A 16,330-nucleotide genomic window follows, 5' to 3' on the forward strand; every position below is an offset into this window, starting at 1 on the left:
AATCGTATAACAGGTTGCTCCGAGAACGTTATTTTGCTGCGGCAGCTTTTTCGGCGTATGCATCGTTCATTTCTTTCTCGATCTTTTTCAAGTTCGGGTCTTCCTTCAGTTTCTTGATGAAATCGTCGTAAGCCTGCATCGACTCCTGGCCAAGAATGACTTTGACGCGCATATCGTCGACTTTTTTCTTCAGATCCGGCATCAGCTTCGTGTTCGATTCCGAGACGAGTCCGAAGGCCGGGTTCGGGACGATAATTTTTTTGCGCTCGTCCAAAATGCTCTGGTTCCGCGCGTAAATTTCTTTCGTCGTCAGCGAAGGGTCGCCCAGCACCTGCTCGTCGCTCAGCTTCAGGAAGATGTACTGGAAGCCTTCTTCGACCTTATCTTTTTTGAATTGATCGGTCGGCACTTTAAGCCCGTCTTTTTCGTTGAAGTGTACGTCCTTCACTCCGTAGTTGGCCAGTTCGTTGCCTTCCGGACTATAGCCGTAGTCGAGGAACGACAGTATCTTTTTCACCTTGGCTTCCGATACTTTTTTCGGGATAAGGAAATGTCCGTAGAACGGCGCTCCGGACGGCGTATATTTGCTTCCGGACGGTCCTGCCAGCGATACAAGCGGGATCAGGTTCGCTTCCGGCACCACTTTCTTGATCTCCACCGTACGGGACAGCGCGGCATTCATCGCATAACCGGCGCCCCCGGCTTTGCCGGCGTGAAGCGTATCGTTAATTTGCGAGAACTTCATAATGGCGAAATCGGGCGGGAACAGTCCGGCATCGTACGCTTTTTTCAGCCACAACAAAGCGTCGCGCGAGGCGTCCTCGGTAATGATCGGGTACAGCTTGCCGTCCCGCAGCTTCCATGCCCCTTGAGTATCGTTATATACGTTATAGACAAAGCCCATGTAAGCCGCGCTTGCCGAATACGGGATCGTGTCCGCTTTGCCGTTGCCGTCCGGATCGCCGTCCTTGAACGCTTTGAGCGTATCGAACAGCTGATCCATCGTTTCCGGCACTTTCAGGTTCAGCTTATCCAGCCAATCCTTGCGCAGCATCGGGAAGACGCCGCCGCCGTGTTTCGGATAAAACCGCGGTACGGAGTAGTTTTTCCCGCCGATTTTGGACATTTCCCACATATCCTTGATCGCGGGATTGGACAAGTTTTTGTAATCTTTAATAAACGGGGTCAGGTCCCAGAAGACGCCTTGCTTGATCATATTGCGGATCTGCTGGTTATCCAAATCTTCGACGAACGTCAGGTCCGGTAAATTGCCCGACGCATACAGCACGTTGAACTTGTCCTCGGCCGTCGTCGCCGGCACCCAGTCGATTTTCAGCTTCGTGTTCGTCCGTTTCTCGAACTCTTTGACGATCGCGTTATTGTCGTCCGGAAACTCCGTTCCATAGCTGAGCGTGTTCATTGTAATTTCGGTAATTTCCGTTTTGCCGCCTTCCGGACTCGTTCCCTTGGCTCCGCCGTCCGTACTTCCGGACGAGCCGGTGCCGCCGCAAGCCGATACGACGAGCGATGTGCCCAGCAAGACGGCGCCTGCCGCTTGCCAGCCTTTTTTTCTTTTGTTCATCTCGGTGACCTCCTATTAATGATAGTGTACAACAAAAACGGATATGTGATCATTCTTTTACAGACCCCACCATTGCTCCTTTGGCAAAGTGCTTCTGCAAGAACGGATACACCAGCATGATCGGTACGGTAGCAATCACGACAGCGGCCATCTTCAGCGTTTCTGTCGGCATCTTCTGGCTCGTCCGGAAGTCGGCTACGCTTGCATTGGACGTGCTCGGATCGACGAGCATATTTTGCAGGATGACTTGAAGCGGCCATTTGCGCTGATCGTTGATAAACATAATCGCCGAGAAAAACGTGTTCCAGTAGCCCACCGCAAAGAACAGGCCGAACGCGACCATCGCGGGAAGCGACAACGGTAAAATGATGCGGAACCAGATCCCGATCTCATTAGCGCCGTCGATGCGCGCCGCCTCCTCCAGGCTGTCCGGGATGCTGTCGAAAAAACCTTTCATCAGCAGCACGAACCACCCGCCGGTTAAAGCCGGGACAATCAACGACCAGATGCTGTCGATCAGCCCGACCTGACGGACGATCAGATACGAAGGGATCAGTCCCGGCTGAAACAGCATCGTGAACAGCACGCCGAACATGATGACGCGGCGGAACCGGAGTCTTTTGCGCGATATCGCATAAGCCAGACCCGAGGTGACGATCAGACTGAATGCGGTTCCAACTGTCGCCAGAAATGCGCTGTTGCCGATCGCGTTCAAAAACGTGTCCGTCGACATTAAATAACGGTATGCGTCGAGCGTCCAGTTTTCCGGAAATAAAATGAGCGGTTTCTGATAATATTCCGCCGGATCGGTGAAAGATAAGACGAATGTATAATAAATCGGAAAGATCGAGGCCAGGCTGACAATCGCAAGTACCGCAGCGTTGCCTGTTTCGAATAACCGGTCTCCCCAGCTTCTGCGCATATGATTTCTCCCTCCTGCGGATACGGTTTAATAAACGCCCTCTTCGCCGAATCGTTTGGCCAGCTTGTTGGCGGCGACGACGAGAACGATGCCTACGATCGATTTGAACAGACCGATGGCCGTGCTGTAACTGAATTGGCCTTGCTGCACGCCGTTGCGATACACATACGTATCGAATACGTCCGCCACGTTGGATACAGCTCCGTTCATCATCAGGTATACTTGCTCAAAGCCGACATCCATAACGGAGCCGAGTCTCAAAATAAACAAGATGACGATTACGTTGCGAATGGCCGGCAGTGTAATATGCCACATTTTGCGGAACCGCCCGGCTCCGTCGACGACGGCCGCTTCGTACAGCTGCGGATCGACGCCTGCGATCGCCGCGAGGAAAATGATCGTCCCCCAGCCCGCTTCTTTCCACATCACCTGTACGGTCAGCAGTCCCCAGAACATGTCGGGATCGGTCAAAAAGCCGATTCGCTCTCCCCCGAATTCGTGGATAATTTTGTTGACCAGCCCTTCGGATTGCGACAACATTAAGTACGTCAGCCCGGATATGAGCACCCAAGACAGAAAATGCGGAATGTAGACGACGGTCTGGACGATCCGCTTATACGCCATGCTTCGCAGCTCGTTCAGCATCAGAGACAGCAGAATCGGCAGCGGGAAGAAAAACACGATGTTCATCAAGCTGATCATCATCGTATTGCGCAGCAGCATCCCGAAATCGTCATTGGAGAAAAAACGTTCGAAATGCTCCAGCCCCACCCATTCGCTCTTCAAAATGCCGAAGTAAGGCGAGTAGTCTTGGAACGCGATGATCAGTCCGCCGATCGGCACGTATTTGAAAATAATAAAATACAGCAGTCCAGGCAGCGCGAGCAAATACAAATATTTGTCTCTGGCCAGATCAGAAGCCAGGCGGCGCAGCTTCGAAGTTTTGTCGGACGGTATGGCCCGAGTGGTGGTTGGTGGAGCGCTCGTGTTGGCTTTCAATGCAAGTATCCCCCGTTTCTTTCTTGTGTTAGAATGGTTAGTGCCGTTCGAATCGGCCGGACGGTGTTCTTTATTCCGAACGAAGCCTTCTCAGACTGTCGGCCTTAACCGGAGCGGCTCTCCTCCGTCTTCTGCTTGGGTCCATCCTATATCCTGCAGACCATTTCCAGCAATAATAACATCTTGTAAGCGAAAAGCGTTGATCCTATGCGGATTTCCGGCGATAGTATTGTTTTGCAAACCGTTGAACTCGGCTATCCGATTAGGTAAAATAGGAAAGGCATCGTCGTTCTTCGCCCGGAAGAACGCGGCAACCATTTTCGGCGGAAAGGGACCGGCATCATGAAAAAAACGGAACATCGCAAAGGTTCGTTTTATTGGAAAAGTCTTGTGCTTGTCCTCGCCATCACTTGTCTTCCGGCCTTGCTCATCGGAATCGGCATCTATAATTTTGGCGCCGAACCTATCGTACGCGAGCTGAATCAAGCGCACCAGGAGCAGTTGAATCAATCCATCCGGCAAACCGACGAATATTTGTCCCGTCTGGAGCTGTTCTCCGCCCAGCTTGCGTTTAATCCCGAATTTGACGAATCGCTCGCTTCGTTGAACTTCGCAGAGCAGTTTCAGAAAACGAAAGATCTATACCTCTCTCTCGCTCTGATGAAAGACAGCAATCCGTTAATTTTCGACGTTGCGTTTTATTTGAAAGACTCCGGCAAGGTAATCAGCGACCATTGGGGCGTACGTACGCTGCAGGGAGAAGACAGCATCCGCGCTTTTCAAGCGCTGCTCGATACGGACCGCAAAATCTATTGGACGGACAGCCTGGCCAAGCTCGATCTGAACCATTCGTCGTACAAAGGCGTAGTAACCAAGCTGTATCCGACGTTCAGCGACCAGCCATTCGGAGCGTTTCTGATTTATTTGAACCAGGGGGCGCTGGATCAATTGGTCAGCCCGCTTGCTGCCGCAGATGGAAACGCATTCTTGATGAATCCGGACGGCTCGATTCTGTCGGCTCATGACCACGGCGATACCGGACTGCGGGAGACGCTGACCAAGCGGATTCTTGCTATGGAAGCGTCCCAGGATACTTTTGTGTATAAATGGAAGGATACGAGCTATTCCGTCTCGTACGGTCATCTCTCCAGGCTCGGCAAAGACTGGATCTATGTCTCGGCCACCCCTCTCGATCGGATCACCGCCCCGGTGAACGACATGTCCCGCATGATCGTTGCGGTCAGCGCGTTCGGCCTTGCACTGGCGCTGCTGTTGTCGTGGTTTGCGTCCAAACGGATCTATAACCCGATTCAGCGACTGGTCGGTTTGTTTCATTCGGCCAAAGAAACCGGCAGCGACCGGATGAACGAGATAGCATATATCGAACGCCAATGGAAGTTGCAATTGGACGAGAGCGAGCTGCTGCAAGGACGGTTGCAGCAATCGCTGCCGTCGCTCAGGGAAGGGTATTTGCTGCAGTTTTTGCAAGGGAGAATCATGCCGTTTTCCGATCAAGAAGTGATCGAGAAGCTGCGGCAGTACGAGTGGAACGTGGAAGGAACCCGGTTTGCATTTCTGGTAGCCGGCTTGTACGGGAAAGGAACGCCGGATGCGAAGTTTTCCGACCGGGACGAGCAGCTGATCGATTATGCGGCCGCCAACATCATGCAGGAGCTGTGCCGGACCGCGGCCGTTCATGCGCATGCGATCAACTTTCAGAATTCGACCGTCGGCGTCCTGCTCGCGATCGACAATTCGGTACCGGCGCCGAAGGCCAAAGAAACGCTGCTTGCATTGTCGGCCGATATCGCCTCCGCCTTGAGCGGATTGTTGAAGGTGAACGTAGCGATCGCCGTCGGCAAGCTGACGGATTCGGCGCTCGCCTTGCCCGGACTGCTGAACGAGACTTCCAAAACGCTGCGCAGACGCGATCCGAACGAGCCGATCGACCTATTGGACGTGGAAGATATGCTGCCCGATATGGGCCCTATAGACTTTCCGCTTGAGCTGGAGAAGGACATTATTCAATCGATGCGCATGGGGCTTAGCGAGGAAGCGGCTGACGGCGTTCAAAGGTTCGTCGAAGCGATCCGCAGCAAGGCCGGTACTCAGATGCATGTCCAGCAGGCGATGCTCAAGCTGCTCGGAAGCGTGTATGACGCCGTATTCCGCGCCGGGATGAACCCCGACAGTGTGTACGGCGGCGCCCATCTGTACGAGGATTTGATGAAGATCCGCAATCCGGACGAGATGATCCGCTGGTTTTCCGTTTCCGTCATCGAACCGTTCATTCGTTCGGCGACCTCCTCCTTCGATTCGGAGACGAGAACGATCGTCGATCGGGTCGTGGAGGAGCTGCACCGTGACTTGCTGACCGACGTCTCCCTCGATCTGTACGCCAGCCGGTACGGGATCAGTTCGTTCAAGCTGAGCCGCAGCTTCAAGCAAGTGACGGGCGTTAATTTTATCGATTACTTGACCGGATTGCGGATCGAGAAGTGCAAAGAACTGCTTCTGACGACGGATATGAAGGTCAACGATATCGCCGAAGCGCTGAGATACCAGCCGTCTTACCTGATCCGGCTGTTCAAGAAAAGCACCGAGCTGACACCCGGCCAGTTCCGCGAGAAGTTTTCCCGGAGTCCCGGATAATTCACAGCTACGACGCCAAAAGGTTGCCCAAAAGCATCGCATGACATGGGAACATTCCCCTTTTGCAAACGAAAGGACCTCAAATTCCACGGTCAGGTGGAGAGTGAGGTCCTTCTTCTCAAAAAAGTTCGGTTTGGCGGGGTTCCAAGCATCGCAAAGTGATGTTGGAGGCAGCCTGGCTTTTTTCGTTTACAAGCCCGCAGTCAGGTGATCCAGGCAAGAGCGAGGCGACTGTCCCGCTATAAGCGTCCCATCCTGCACGTAGCCCTCTTCCCGCCCCTCCAATTCCCGGACGAGACGATTTCTCCACAGACTTAGCTTGTTTTGCGATGACGCTTGACCCGCCAAGTTAACCCGTTCCTGCGGGTCGTCCTTCAAGTCAAACAGCTGTTCCTCACCGCTCTGGGAGTACCATACGTATTTGGAGACGCCGTCCGTCACGTAGTGATGCGACAATTGCCCGTAAGCGTGCTCCCCATGGATATACTCGCGCCAAGCCGTCTCATCTCCGCGGCACAACGGCATGACGCTCTTCCCTTCGACCGGTTCCGGAATCGGGACGCCTGCAGCATCAAGCAGCGTAGGCATCAGGTCGCGCAGCTCGACTACATGGCCGATACGGTTCCCGCTTTGCAGACCCAGGCGGCCTCCCGGATCACAGACGATCAACGGCACTTTGGCACTTCCTTCATAAGGCAGCGCTTTGCGGAAATAATAATGATCGCCGAGCATCTCGCCATGATCCGAAGCGAATACGACCAGCGTATTTCCGTAGAGACCGTATTCCTGCAAAGCGTTCAGCAGCCGACCAATTTGATCGTCCAGATGGGTGATCAAGGCATAATAGCCCGCTCTCGCCCGGTTCAGCCGCCGCTTAGGCAATATACCCGACAGCCCCGTCGGATCGGTTCCGCAACGCGCCGCCGCTTCGACATCGACCCAATCGCCTACCGGAGGCTCCGGCATCTCCAGATCGCGGTACATATCGAAGTAGGCTTGCGGCGGATCGAACGGCGGATGCGGACGGACGAACGAGGTCCATAAGAAAAACGGCTTGAGCGGATCTCTTCTGCGCAAAAAATCGATCGATTGCGTGACCGTCCAATTCGTCGGGTGCAGCCGCTCCTCCAGATGCCAGGGTCGGGTGACCGTCGAGGCGTTGCAGTCGAGACCGAGGTCCGTCAAATCCGCTTCGGCTCCCGCCGTCTGGCGCAGCCAGTGCAAGTAGTCGTCGTTCTCGTCATAATGGCTCGTCATCGGCATCCCGCTGTTGCTGCGGCTGTAGTGCAGGTAGCCGTCGTGCAGCACGACGTTATGGAAGCCGCACAAATTGCGGGCCGGATAAACGTGCATTTTGCCGACGCATTGAGTATGGTAACCGGCTTTCGCCAGCTCGCCGGGCAGTGTATGAGGATAATCCCAAGGCACCTTTTCCCGGTAGCCGACTCTTCCATGAGACCGCTGGCTCATGCCGGTGAAGATCGCAGCACGGGCCGGTATGCAGGTCGGCGTCGCCGAGTAAGCGTTCGCGAACAAAACCCCGCCGCGGGCAAGCTTGTCCAGATTCGGCGTCTCCACGACCGGATGTCCGAGCGTGCTCAGACAGTCGTAACGCATCTGGTCGACCGTAATTAGCAAGATGTTCGTCTTCATCCGCGTCCAAGCTCCATCGTGGTCCGCCCGGATCGGTTACAGTTGGCAGGTACGACTCTCCCGCTGTCCGGATTGTCGCCGGAGAGCAATCGTGCCGCTGCCGTTTCAAATGTTTTCATGCGTTCTCCGCCTTTCCTTTATCCTTATCCGATCGCTTGCGTTATCATCATAATCCAGCGTTTCGCAGGATGCCATATACATTCCGTTCGATTTTTTGACCATTTGTGCAATGAAAAACCGTAAGGTAAAAACTCCTGACAATCCTTTTACGTGCAAACCCAAACGTTTGTGCGTGGGAGGGAATGGGTACCGGGCTCCAGCCGCTCGTTGAATCGTGTTGTCTTTTCTTTCAATGAAAACCGCCAAATGATGGAGATCCTGAGCGGATTTCACCATGACTAGTTTTTGGGAAACTGGGCCAGCAGCGCTGAATATTTCTCGTACCACCCTTTCCATTCATCCTCGCGCGATTCTATCTCTCCTCCGTCCAGCAAAGCGATAATGGCATCCAGGCAAACATGCCAGCCGGCGAGATCTTTCGGAGAATGATCGGTAAGCTTATGAATCCGCTCAATCAACACGAGACGGCATCCCTCGGCCTCCGGGTACAGCTCGAAACGGACCTGGTCCTCGCCCCACATATATTCGAGCACCGAATACGGTTTCAGTTCGATAATCCGAAGCTCCTCAAACGTACCGTCCTGCATGTCAAACTTGATCACGCCCCCTTCCCGGAGATCGTCGACCGACAACTCGGCGAACCATTTCGCCAGCTTGTCGTTCTCGGTCAAGTACGACCATACTTTCTCGACGGGATGCTTCAATCGACGTTCGAAACGGGCTCTATATCCGCCCGGAACTTGCTCCACAACGGCTAACATCGGGTTCCTCCTTTTTGTTCGCTAGTAATATGCACGGTTACTCCTGCTCTTCATCAAGCGCCTTCTCCAAATCATCCAGCTTGGACGACCAAAATTGCCGGTACGGCTCGAACCAATCCGCGATCTCCTGCAAAGGTCCGGCATTCAGTCGATACAAGTGATTCTGTGCTTCTTTACGTACGCTCACCAGATTGGCTTCCCGTAAAATGCGCAGATGCTTCGACACCCCGGGCTGGCTCAATGACGATAACGCGACCAGTTCCCCGACCGATCGCTCCCGAACCCGCAAATAGTCGAGCATACGCCTCCGGTTGGGCTCGGCCAGCACTTCGAAAAGTTTGTCTTTGTTCATAAAATTATATTACTTTTCGGTTATATTCCTGTCAAGTTATATAAAACGAGCGGAACCTCTAGGTTCCGCGATCTCTTTGCTTTATACATCCCCCCTACCGCACCGCAAACTCGGCAAACACCGTCTTTTCAATCGACGTCCCTTGGCCATTAACGGTTTTGCCGATCCGGTATTGACCGGGCGGTATATATTTGAACTCGATCGTCTGCTCCCATTCGCCACCCTCGGTCAGTTCATAACCGATAGCCTCCACGCCGATGTTTTTGCCCGTCGGGACAACGGTCCAGTCGTCTCCCTCCTTGCGTTCGAACTTGTAGTCCAGTCCGAAAAACAGGGGGGCCGGGCCGGTGTTCAACATCGTAAGGACTGGCTTGGCGCTGCGGAAATACGTCGTCTGATCCAGCGTTAACACTGCTTCCACCTTCTGCACCGGAACTGTAAGCAGCGATAACACCGTATCCTCCACTGCGTTGCCATCCATAATCTCGACCGTCAGGAGATAGTAGGTTCCTTCACGATCGGGCAGCTTCGAGGAAAAGTTGGAATAGGCAAGCTCCAGATCCATGTGCTCCGTATGCTCGGCCACGCCCCGGATCAATTGCCCCTGCCGGTCGCGTTCCGTCAGCTTGTACCGGATCGTACGAGCTTCGATCCCTTTCGCCTTCTCCGATTCGATGATGTGCAGCAGCGCGCTTACTTCTTCGCCGGGCTTCTTGTAACCCGCGGCGATCGCCGATCCGATGCCTCTGCCGTCCGTCCATGTACCGGAAGGAGGCTGCACCTCCTCATAGTGCCGGTCCGCCCCGTCTGCATCGCTCTTGGGAAGATTCTTGTTTGCCCCCATCGAGACTGAATAATGAACCGCGTTGGACAGCTGCTTCCCGCTAGCTTGTCGCACGTCTTGCTCTTGAACACATCCAGCCGTCAGGATAACGACCAGGAATACATAGGCTGCCGACAGCAATATTCGAGCCACGTTTCTCCCCATCCCCCTCTACATTTTTTTCTACATTTATTAACGTGGACGGAGATGAAATTGTTCCTTGGTTTTCAGATTTTTACATACCGATAATCTTCGATACTTTGCGAATTGTTCGTACACGGGCAAACGCAGCCAGGCCGCCGCTCTATTTCGAACGGCAGCCCCGCAGCTGATCCACTATCGTGTTCCGGATAAATCGTTATTTTCGGTTAAATGTATCTTTCAAAGGGACGATCCGGTTAAATACCAGCTTGTCTCCCGTCGTATACTTCCGATCCGCACAAAAGTAGCCATGACGGAAAAACTGGAACTTTTGCTCCGGACGGGCCTGATTCACAAAGGGCTCCATCCAAGCATCCTTGACAATTACAAGCGACTCCGGATTCAGCACATCCGCCCAATCCCCGTCTTCTTCCCCCGGAATACCCGATTTCAGCAGCAGCTTCTCGTAGAGATGGACATCCGCCTTCACCGCATGTTCGGCCGACACCCAGTGAATCGTTCCTTTCACCTTGCGCCCTGTAAAACCGCTACCGCTCTTCGTAAGCGGATCATACGTGCAGTGCAGCTCCGCGATCTCCCGGGTTACCGGGTCCTTGATCACGTCCTCGCAGCGGATGAAGTAGGCTCCCTTCAGCCGAACCTCGGCATTCGGACTGAGCCGGTGATACCCTTTCGACGGAACTTCCATAAAATCGTCGCGCTCGATATATATCGTTTTGGATAACGGCACTTCGCGTTTCCCCATCGCCTCGTTTTCGCTGTTATTCTCGATCGGCAGCCATTCCGTGTGATTGTCCGGGTAATTGGTAATGACCACCTTGAGCGGATTCAGAACCGCCATGACACTCACCGTTTGTTGCTTCAGATCTTGTCGGAGGCAATGATCGAGCAGCGATATATCGACGGTGCTTTGCGTCCGGATACTGCCGATTTCTTCGATGAAGCCGCGAATGCTTTCGGGAGTGAACCCTCTTCGCCGCAGCCCGCGCAGCGTCGGAAGACGGGGATCGTCCCAGCCGTCCACATGGCCTTCTTCCACCAGCTGTCTCAAAAACCGCTTGCTCGTCACCACGCCCGTCAAGCTCAGCCGTCCGAACTCCCGCTGCCGCGGAGGCTCGGGGATATCCAGCTCTTTTAACACCCATTCATACAAAGGGCGGTGATCTTTGAATTCAATCGAACATAACGAATAGGTGACACCTTCGATCGCATCTTGGATCGGATGGGCGAAATCGTACATCGGGTAGATGCACCAGTCGCTGCACGTCCTGTAATGCTCGGCAAAAACAATCCGGTAAATAATCGGGTCACGCATGTTGATATTTGGCGAGCTCATATCGATTTTGGCGCGGAGAACTTTGGAAGAGGCCGAGAATTCGCCTTTTTTCATTTTGGCGAACAGCTCCAAATTTTCTTCCACGGTCCGGCTGCGGTAAGGGCTGTTTTTGCCCGGCTCCGTCAGCGTCCCCCGGTATTCCGTGACTTCTTCCGGCGTCAGATCGCAGACATATGCCTTTCCCTTCCGGATCAAAGCGACCGCAGCTTCGCAGATTTGTTCCGAATAGTCGGAACCGTAATAAATATGCGGCCCCGGGTCGTAGCCAAGCCAGCGGATATCTTCGATAATCGCATTTACGTATTCGATATCTTCCTTGAGCGGATTCGTGTCGTCGAACCGCAGATGAAACCGGCCGTTGAACTTTTGCGCCATCGAATAATTCGTCTGGATCGCATACGCGCTCCCGATATGGAGGTAACCGTTGGGCTCGGGCGGAAACCGCGTACACATGGTCCGATGGAACGGATTCGATTCAAGCTCCTCCACAATTCGTTTATATAAAAAATGTTCGGTTGTCGGTTCCTTTTCGTTGGTCATAGCGAGTCCTCCTCCTGAGTCTGGGCTTGTGGCAACATGCAAACTTCTCTGCAGCACGTAGTGCCCGGTCCAAGTTAACACGGGTAAAACAAAAAAAACTTCACCTCCAAGACGTTATGTCTTGGGGACGAAGGTTCTCGTGGTACCACCCCAGATTCGTTAATATGTCGCCATATTAACCTCTTCAAGTACGGCATGACAGGCCATGCTTATACTCTAGCTCTATAACGGGAGCTCCCGTCATCCATCCCCGCCTGCGGTTCCGGCATGCTGCTCAGAGGCTTGTTTCGGGGGAAGCACCCGGCTCCTTTTCACCGTCCGGAGCTCTCTGTACAGGTACGTTCTCCCCTACTCTTCTCATCATCGCGTTTCAAATATTGCTATTATGATAACAAATCATTCCCTAAGATGTAAACCACTATTCGGATACTGCGAAAACTTGAGGCGTCCGCAGCCGGTCCCGCGCAAGTACAAACCGGTTTCCGTTTTCTCGCCTCCGGACAGACGGTATAATAGGAGAAGCCATTGCCAAAAAGAAGGAGCCGGTATCCTGATGAACAATCGCGAGATCCGATTTCACCGCGCGGGCGACGTCACCGTAAAGGCCGGGCGCCATCTCGGACCGAGACGGTTAACGGACTATGAGATCGTCTATTTTCCGGTGGGCTCCCGGACGAGGTACGAAGCCGACGGCACGGGACATATTCTCGATTCTGCTTGCGTCCTGCTTACGCGTCCCGGCGAACTGCACGAGTACCGCTTCGATTCGGACAGCCCATGCCGACATCTGTTCGTTCATTTCGACGTCGACCCGTTATCCGGCTTGATCCATTATCGCCTGCTTAAAAACTTTCAATATAGCGTTATCCCTGTGCAAGACCGGTCGCTCATCCCCCAGCACATGAAGCAGATGCTGTATCTGTTCCATGTGAAGCCGCCCAGATGGAGAACGATGGCCGAGAAGCTCTTGATGTACATGCTCGAAGAGCTGGAGAGCGAACTGGAGACGGAATCCGACTCCGGCCGGTACGACGAGAGAACGATGCCTCCTCAAATCTCCGGTGCGCTGCAATATATCGAGGCCCATTCCAGAGAGCAGATCGAAGTGGAACAGCTGGCCCGGCTTGCCGGATGGAGCCACGAGCATTTTACACGGACGTTCCAGCAGCATGTCGGGCATGCCCCGAAGCACTGGATCATCCGACGCAAAATGAATGCAGCCGCTCAGCTTCTGCTGCAGCGCACCGACAGCATCAAGCAGATCGCGCGTGATCTCGGCTTTGCCGACGAATATTACTTTCACCGGCTTTTCCGCCGGACGACAGGAATGACCGCGACCGAATATCGGCGAAAATACGGGGACGCCCGGATGCGGGAGCTTGCCCCTCCCGACGATTGGGGCCGGTTTTACCCGTTAAACCACTACTTCATTCTGGACAACCCGGGGCCGGATGAATAAACATGCAAGACCCGTTCTGCCAAAATCCGCTGACGATAAGATCAAATTTGTCCATCATTGTTTCGCCTTCGTACATTGCCGGATCTCTCCGTTTCCTTGACAATAAAGATATCTGAAGGAGAGGGGTACGAAGGAATGAGCGAAATAAAACCTCAAGAACGTATTCGTTATACCGTATCGGTCGACCAGTACGTCAACTACCACAAAAACGGCTATTTGCTCGTAAAAGGGTTATTGGCAAAGGAAGACACCGAGCGGTTGCTGAGCTGGACGGACGATATCTACTACGGCCGCGTTACGGAACTGGACCATCTGTCCCGTGATCACGCCTGGATGAAAGGAACGAACAAAACGGAGCGGCTCTCCTCCGCCCGCATGCATATGCCGCACCTGCACAATAAGACGGCGGAATGGGGTCTGCTGCACCCCCTCGTGCTGGACGTACTCGAAGCGTTGATCGGCCCGGACGTCCTTGCTTTGCAGTCGATGCTTTTCTTCAATCCTCCGGGAAAAGGCGGCCAGGGCTGGCATCAGGATTCGTTCTACATCCAGACGCAGCCGGACAGCCTGATCGGTGCGTGGATCGCGCTGGACCGGGCAGACGAGTCCAACGGCTGCCTGTGGGTCGCCCCCGGCTCTCATCATGAGCCGATTTATCCGCCGCCGGAGGCGAGGAAAGGTTACGTGCATGCCGACGAGCGGCACATTCAAGGTCTCGTTCCGGCCAGCGCTCCAAGTAATTTGGATGATTCCGTCAACAATTTATCGGAGATCGCCGCGAAATACGGAGAGTCGGTTCCGGTCATCGCCGAGCCGGGCGACGTGCTGTTTTTCCACTCTCACCTGCTCCATCGGTCGTATCGCAACGAAACGGCTGACCGGTTCCGCCGCGCTTATGTGCTGCATTATTGCAACGCCCGTTCGTGGGTGCCTTGGAGCGGCTCCAACGAAAACCATATTTTGGCCCGGGGACGCACGCACCTGCCCTACGCTGTGCCCCAGTTGGGAACCGCTGTGGAGCTGTCGCCCGAGCCGGTGCCCGGCGACGACTCCGGCTCGATGATGGTCGCGATGCCTGACGGCGATATGGGCAAGATGGAGATGTAGGCGGATGTCCTTGCAATAAGATGATCTGCTAAAAAAAACGAGCTCTCACCTCCGGAATTTGGAAGATGGGGCTCGTTTTGATTTTATTTAAGCGCTCGGACCGAGATCGGGAACGTCCTTGAACTCGATTTCGGCGGTTTCCGTCCCGTGCAGCTCCAATATTACGATCTCGTTGTCCCCCGCACGGAGCAGCGGTCCGGGCACATACAAGCTTTTCTGCGGACCCTTGTTCCAGTAACGGCCGATGTTGAAGCCGTTCACCCAGACGACGCCTTTGGTCCACCTGTCCAAGTACAGAAACGTGTCGGCCGGATGATCCGCTTGCAGCGTCGCTTTGTGGAAGACCGGGCCTTGCTGCCCGTTGGCGGTTCCGGCTTCGAACGTCAGGCCGGACAAATCGTCGAGCGGCAGTGTGCGAATCGTCCAATCGAACAGGAACTGATAACCGAACCGAACCCCTTCGGTAATCCCCTTGCGGTCCTTCATATAGGAACCGTAGTTGATCCGGCCCATATTCTCGACCAAGATACCGAGCTTCACGCCTTCCTTCGGAACGTCGAAAGACACTTTCGTCTCCGGGTCCCATCGCTCGATCGTCCCCGCAAACCGGTCGTCCACGAATACGAGTGCCCGGTCGGCGACATCCTGCAAGTTCAACTGATGCTTCTCTCTCGGTCCGGAAATGCGGGTTTCGTAATAAATAAAACCGTAGTTTTGACCCAGCTTCTCCATCGGTTCCGGATATACGGAAGCTATCGGCTCAGACAAGACGTCCAGACTATCGAAAAGCCCCGTCTGCCGGTCCGTCCGGATTTTCCCGTAAGCACGCTTGGCGATTGGCTTCGGAAGTTCCGCCCCGGGCGCGAATCCGTAACGGGCCAGCACGTCGCGCACCGCATAAAACTTGCCCGTCGGATCTCCGGCTTCCGTCAGCAGAACGTCGTAGTCATAGCTCGTAATCGTGGGCTGGAACTGGTTCGGCGCCGGACAGTTAGCACCGCTGTAGAAGCCGAAATTCGTACCGCCGTGGAACATATAAAAGTTAACGGAGCCGTTCTCCTGCAGCATCTCTTCCAAAACCCGCGCGACATCGCCCGCATCCCGCGTATGATGATGCTCGCCCCAATGATCGAACCAGCCGTTCCAAAATTCCATGCACATGACCGGACCGTTGGCTTCGTATTCGCGCAGCTTCGCGAACGCTTCCCCCACCCGGGAACCGAAATTGACGGTCGCGAGAACGCCGGGCACCGTTCCGCCCTGCAGCATCGAATCGGTCGGCCCGTCCGACGTGAACAGGAGCACATCGATGCCGCGGCTGATCATGCCTTGCCGCAAATAGTTCAAATACTTCGTATCGTTGCCGTAACTGCCATATTCGTTCTCGATCTGCATCGCGATGATCGGGCCGCCGTTCGTAGACAGCAGCGGCTTGAATTTCGGCAGCAATACGTCATAATAAGCGTCCACCCGATCCAGAAACGGCTTATGGAAGCAGCGCAGCCGCATATCCGAATCGGCCAGCAGCCAGGCCGGCAGTCCGCCGAACTCCCATTCCGCACAAATATAAGGGCTTGGCCGGACGATCACATGTAATCCGAGCTCGCCCGCCGTCCGGATAAACCGCTCGATATCGGCAATCCCTTCGAAGTTATACTCTCCCGGCCGGGGCTCGTGCAGATTCCAGGCGACATAGGTTTCCACCGTATTGAAGCCGCATGCTTTCAGCTTTTGCAGCCGGTCATGCCAATACTCGGGGACAGTGCGGAAATAATGTATCGCTCCGGATATGATTTGTAACGGCTGGCCGTCATACGTAAATTGTCCGTTTGTAGCTTCCATCAGTGGCATTAGCAGCGCCG

The 16,330-nt window shown here is 54.3% G+C and carries 13 protein-coding genes and 1 other annotated feature; of the genes, 3 read left to right on the forward strand and 10 right to left on the reverse strand.

Annotation, left to right across the window (positions count from 1 at the left end; translation table 11 throughout):
- Positions 1-28: 28 nt before the first annotated feature.
- From AC3Y2E_RS09915 to AC3Y2E_RS09925, 3 genes are read right to left on the reverse strand one after another with little or no spacing between them, the layout of a single operon-like run.
- Positions 29-1,582, reverse strand: a complete 1,554-nt coding sequence (locus tag AC3Y2E_RS09915) for an extracellular solute-binding protein (protein WP_379209641.1) — start codon at positions 1,580-1,582, stop codon at positions 29-31.
- A gap of 49 nt (positions 1,583-1,631) precedes the next feature.
- Complete coding sequence (locus AC3Y2E_RS09920; RefSeq protein ID WP_190928181.1) at positions 1,632-2,504, reverse strand: carbohydrate ABC transporter permease; 873 nt, start codon at positions 2,502-2,504, stop codon at positions 1,632-1,634.
- A gap of 27 nt (positions 2,505-2,531) precedes the next feature.
- Positions 2,532-3,503, reverse strand: a complete 972-nt coding sequence (locus AC3Y2E_RS09925) for an ABC transporter permease (protein WP_379209643.1) — start codon at positions 3,501-3,503, stop codon at positions 2,532-2,534.
- Between the two features lie 342 nt (positions 3,504-3,845).
- Here AC3Y2E_RS09925 and AC3Y2E_RS09930 point away from each other — a divergent pair, with 342 nt between their 5' ends.
- A complete protein-coding gene (locus tag AC3Y2E_RS09930; protein ID WP_379209645.1) occupies positions 3,846-6,155 on the forward strand; it encodes an AraC family transcriptional regulator in 2,310 nt (769 codons plus the stop codon).
- A gap of 189 nt (positions 6,156-6,344) precedes the next feature.
- Here AC3Y2E_RS09930 and AC3Y2E_RS09935 read toward each other — a convergent pair whose 3' ends face one another.
- The 6 genes from AC3Y2E_RS09935 to AC3Y2E_RS09960 form a co-directional block, all read right to left on the reverse strand.
- Entirely contained in the window at positions 6,345-7,808 is a 1,464-nt protein-coding gene (locus AC3Y2E_RS09935) for an arylsulfatase (protein ID WP_379209647.1), read from the reverse strand.
- Positions 7,805-7,927 carry a hypothetical protein gene (locus tag AC3Y2E_RS09940; RefSeq protein WP_379209649.1) on the reverse strand — a complete coding sequence of 41 codons (123 nt, stop codon included), beginning with the start codon at positions 7,925-7,927 and terminating at the stop codon, positions 7,805-7,807. Before AC3Y2E_RS09940 ends, AC3Y2E_RS09935 begins: the two co-directional genes overlap by 4 nt.
- 279 nt (positions 7,928-8,206) lie before the next feature.
- Positions 8,207-8,689 (reverse strand): SRPBCC family protein, encoded by a 483-nt coding sequence (locus AC3Y2E_RS09945; protein WP_379209652.1) that lies wholly within the window; start codon positions 8,687-8,689, stop codon positions 8,207-8,209.
- A gap of 37 nt (positions 8,690-8,726) precedes the next feature.
- Positions 8,727-9,041 carry an ArsR/SmtB family transcription factor gene (locus tag AC3Y2E_RS09950; RefSeq protein WP_379209654.1) on the reverse strand — a complete coding sequence of 105 codons (315 nt, stop codon included), beginning with the start codon at positions 9,039-9,041 and terminating at the stop codon, positions 8,727-8,729.
- A gap of 94 nt (positions 9,042-9,135) precedes the next feature.
- Positions 9,136-10,017 (reverse strand): immunoglobulin-like domain-containing protein, encoded by an 882-nt coding sequence (locus AC3Y2E_RS09955; RefSeq protein ID WP_379209656.1) that lies wholly within the window; start codon positions 10,015-10,017, stop codon positions 9,136-9,138.
- Positions 10,018-10,222: 205 nt separating this feature from the next.
- Complete coding sequence (locus AC3Y2E_RS09960; RefSeq protein ID WP_379209658.1) at positions 10,223-11,902, reverse strand: glutamine--tRNA ligase/YqeY domain fusion protein; 1,680 nt, start codon at positions 11,900-11,902, stop codon at positions 10,223-10,225.
- A gap of 120 nt (positions 11,903-12,022) precedes the next feature.
- Positions 12,023-12,275 (reverse strand) — a binding site (T-box leader).
- 180 nt (positions 12,276-12,455) lie between these two features.
- Here AC3Y2E_RS09960 and AC3Y2E_RS09965 point away from each other — a divergent pair.
- Positions 12,456-13,361, forward strand: coding sequence for an AraC family transcriptional regulator (locus tag AC3Y2E_RS09965; RefSeq protein ID WP_379209660.1), 906 nt, complete (start codon positions 12,456-12,458; stop codon positions 13,359-13,361).
- A gap of 135 nt (positions 13,362-13,496) precedes the next feature.
- The gene (locus tag AC3Y2E_RS09970) at positions 13,497-14,468 is read left to right on the forward strand and encodes a phytanoyl-CoA dioxygenase family protein (protein ID WP_379209662.1); all 972 of its coding nucleotides are present in this window, start codon (positions 13,497-13,499) and stop codon (positions 14,466-14,468) included.
- 87 nt (positions 14,469-14,555) lie between these two features.
- Here AC3Y2E_RS09970 and AC3Y2E_RS09975 read toward each other — a convergent pair whose 3' ends face one another.
- Entirely contained in the window at positions 14,556-16,319 is a 1,764-nt protein-coding gene (locus tag AC3Y2E_RS09975; protein ID WP_379209664.1) for a glycoside hydrolase family 35 protein, read from the reverse strand.
- Positions 16,320-16,330 lie beyond the last annotated feature (11 nt).

Source organism: Paenibacillus sp. MAH-35, from assembly GCF_058135425.1.

Coding starts and splice junctions, on each gene's coding strand:
- AC3Y2E_RS09975 (WP_379209664.1), bottom strand. CDS start 16,319: ATGCCACTGATGGAAGCTACAAACGGACAATTTACGTATGACGGCCAG.
- AC3Y2E_RS09945 (WP_379209652.1), bottom strand. CDS start 8,689: ATGTTAGCCGTTGTGGAGCAAGTTCCGGGCGGATATAGAGCCCGTTTC.
- AC3Y2E_RS09930 (WP_379209645.1), top strand. CDS start 3,846: ATGAAAAAAACGGAACATCGCAAAGGTTCGTTTTATTGGAAAAGTCTT.
- AC3Y2E_RS09935 (WP_379209647.1), bottom strand. CDS start 7,808: ATGAAGACGAACATCTTGCTAATTACGGTCGACCAGATGCGTTACGAC.
- AC3Y2E_RS09970 (WP_379209662.1), top strand. CDS start 13,497: ATGAGCGAAATAAAACCTCAAGAACGTATTCGTTATACCGTATCGGTC.
- AC3Y2E_RS09940 (WP_379209649.1), bottom strand. CDS start 7,927: ATGAAAACATTTGAAACGGCAGCGGCACGATTGCTCTCCGGCGACAAT.
- AC3Y2E_RS09920 (WP_190928181.1), bottom strand. CDS start 2,504: ATGCGCAGAAGCTGGGGAGACCGGTTATTCGAAACAGGCAACGCTGCG.
- AC3Y2E_RS09950 (WP_379209654.1), bottom strand. CDS start 9,041: ATGAACAAAGACAAACTTTTCGAAGTGCTGGCCGAGCCCAACCGGAGG.
- AC3Y2E_RS09960 (WP_379209658.1), bottom strand. CDS start 11,902: ATGACCAACGAAAAGGAACCGACAACCGAACATTTTTTATATAAACGA.
- AC3Y2E_RS09965 (WP_379209660.1), top strand. CDS start 12,456: ATGAACAATCGCGAGATCCGATTTCACCGCGCGGGCGACGTCACCGTA.
- AC3Y2E_RS09915 (WP_379209641.1), bottom strand. CDS start 1,582: ATGAACAAAAGAAAAAAAGGCTGGCAAGCGGCAGGCGCCGTCTTGCTG.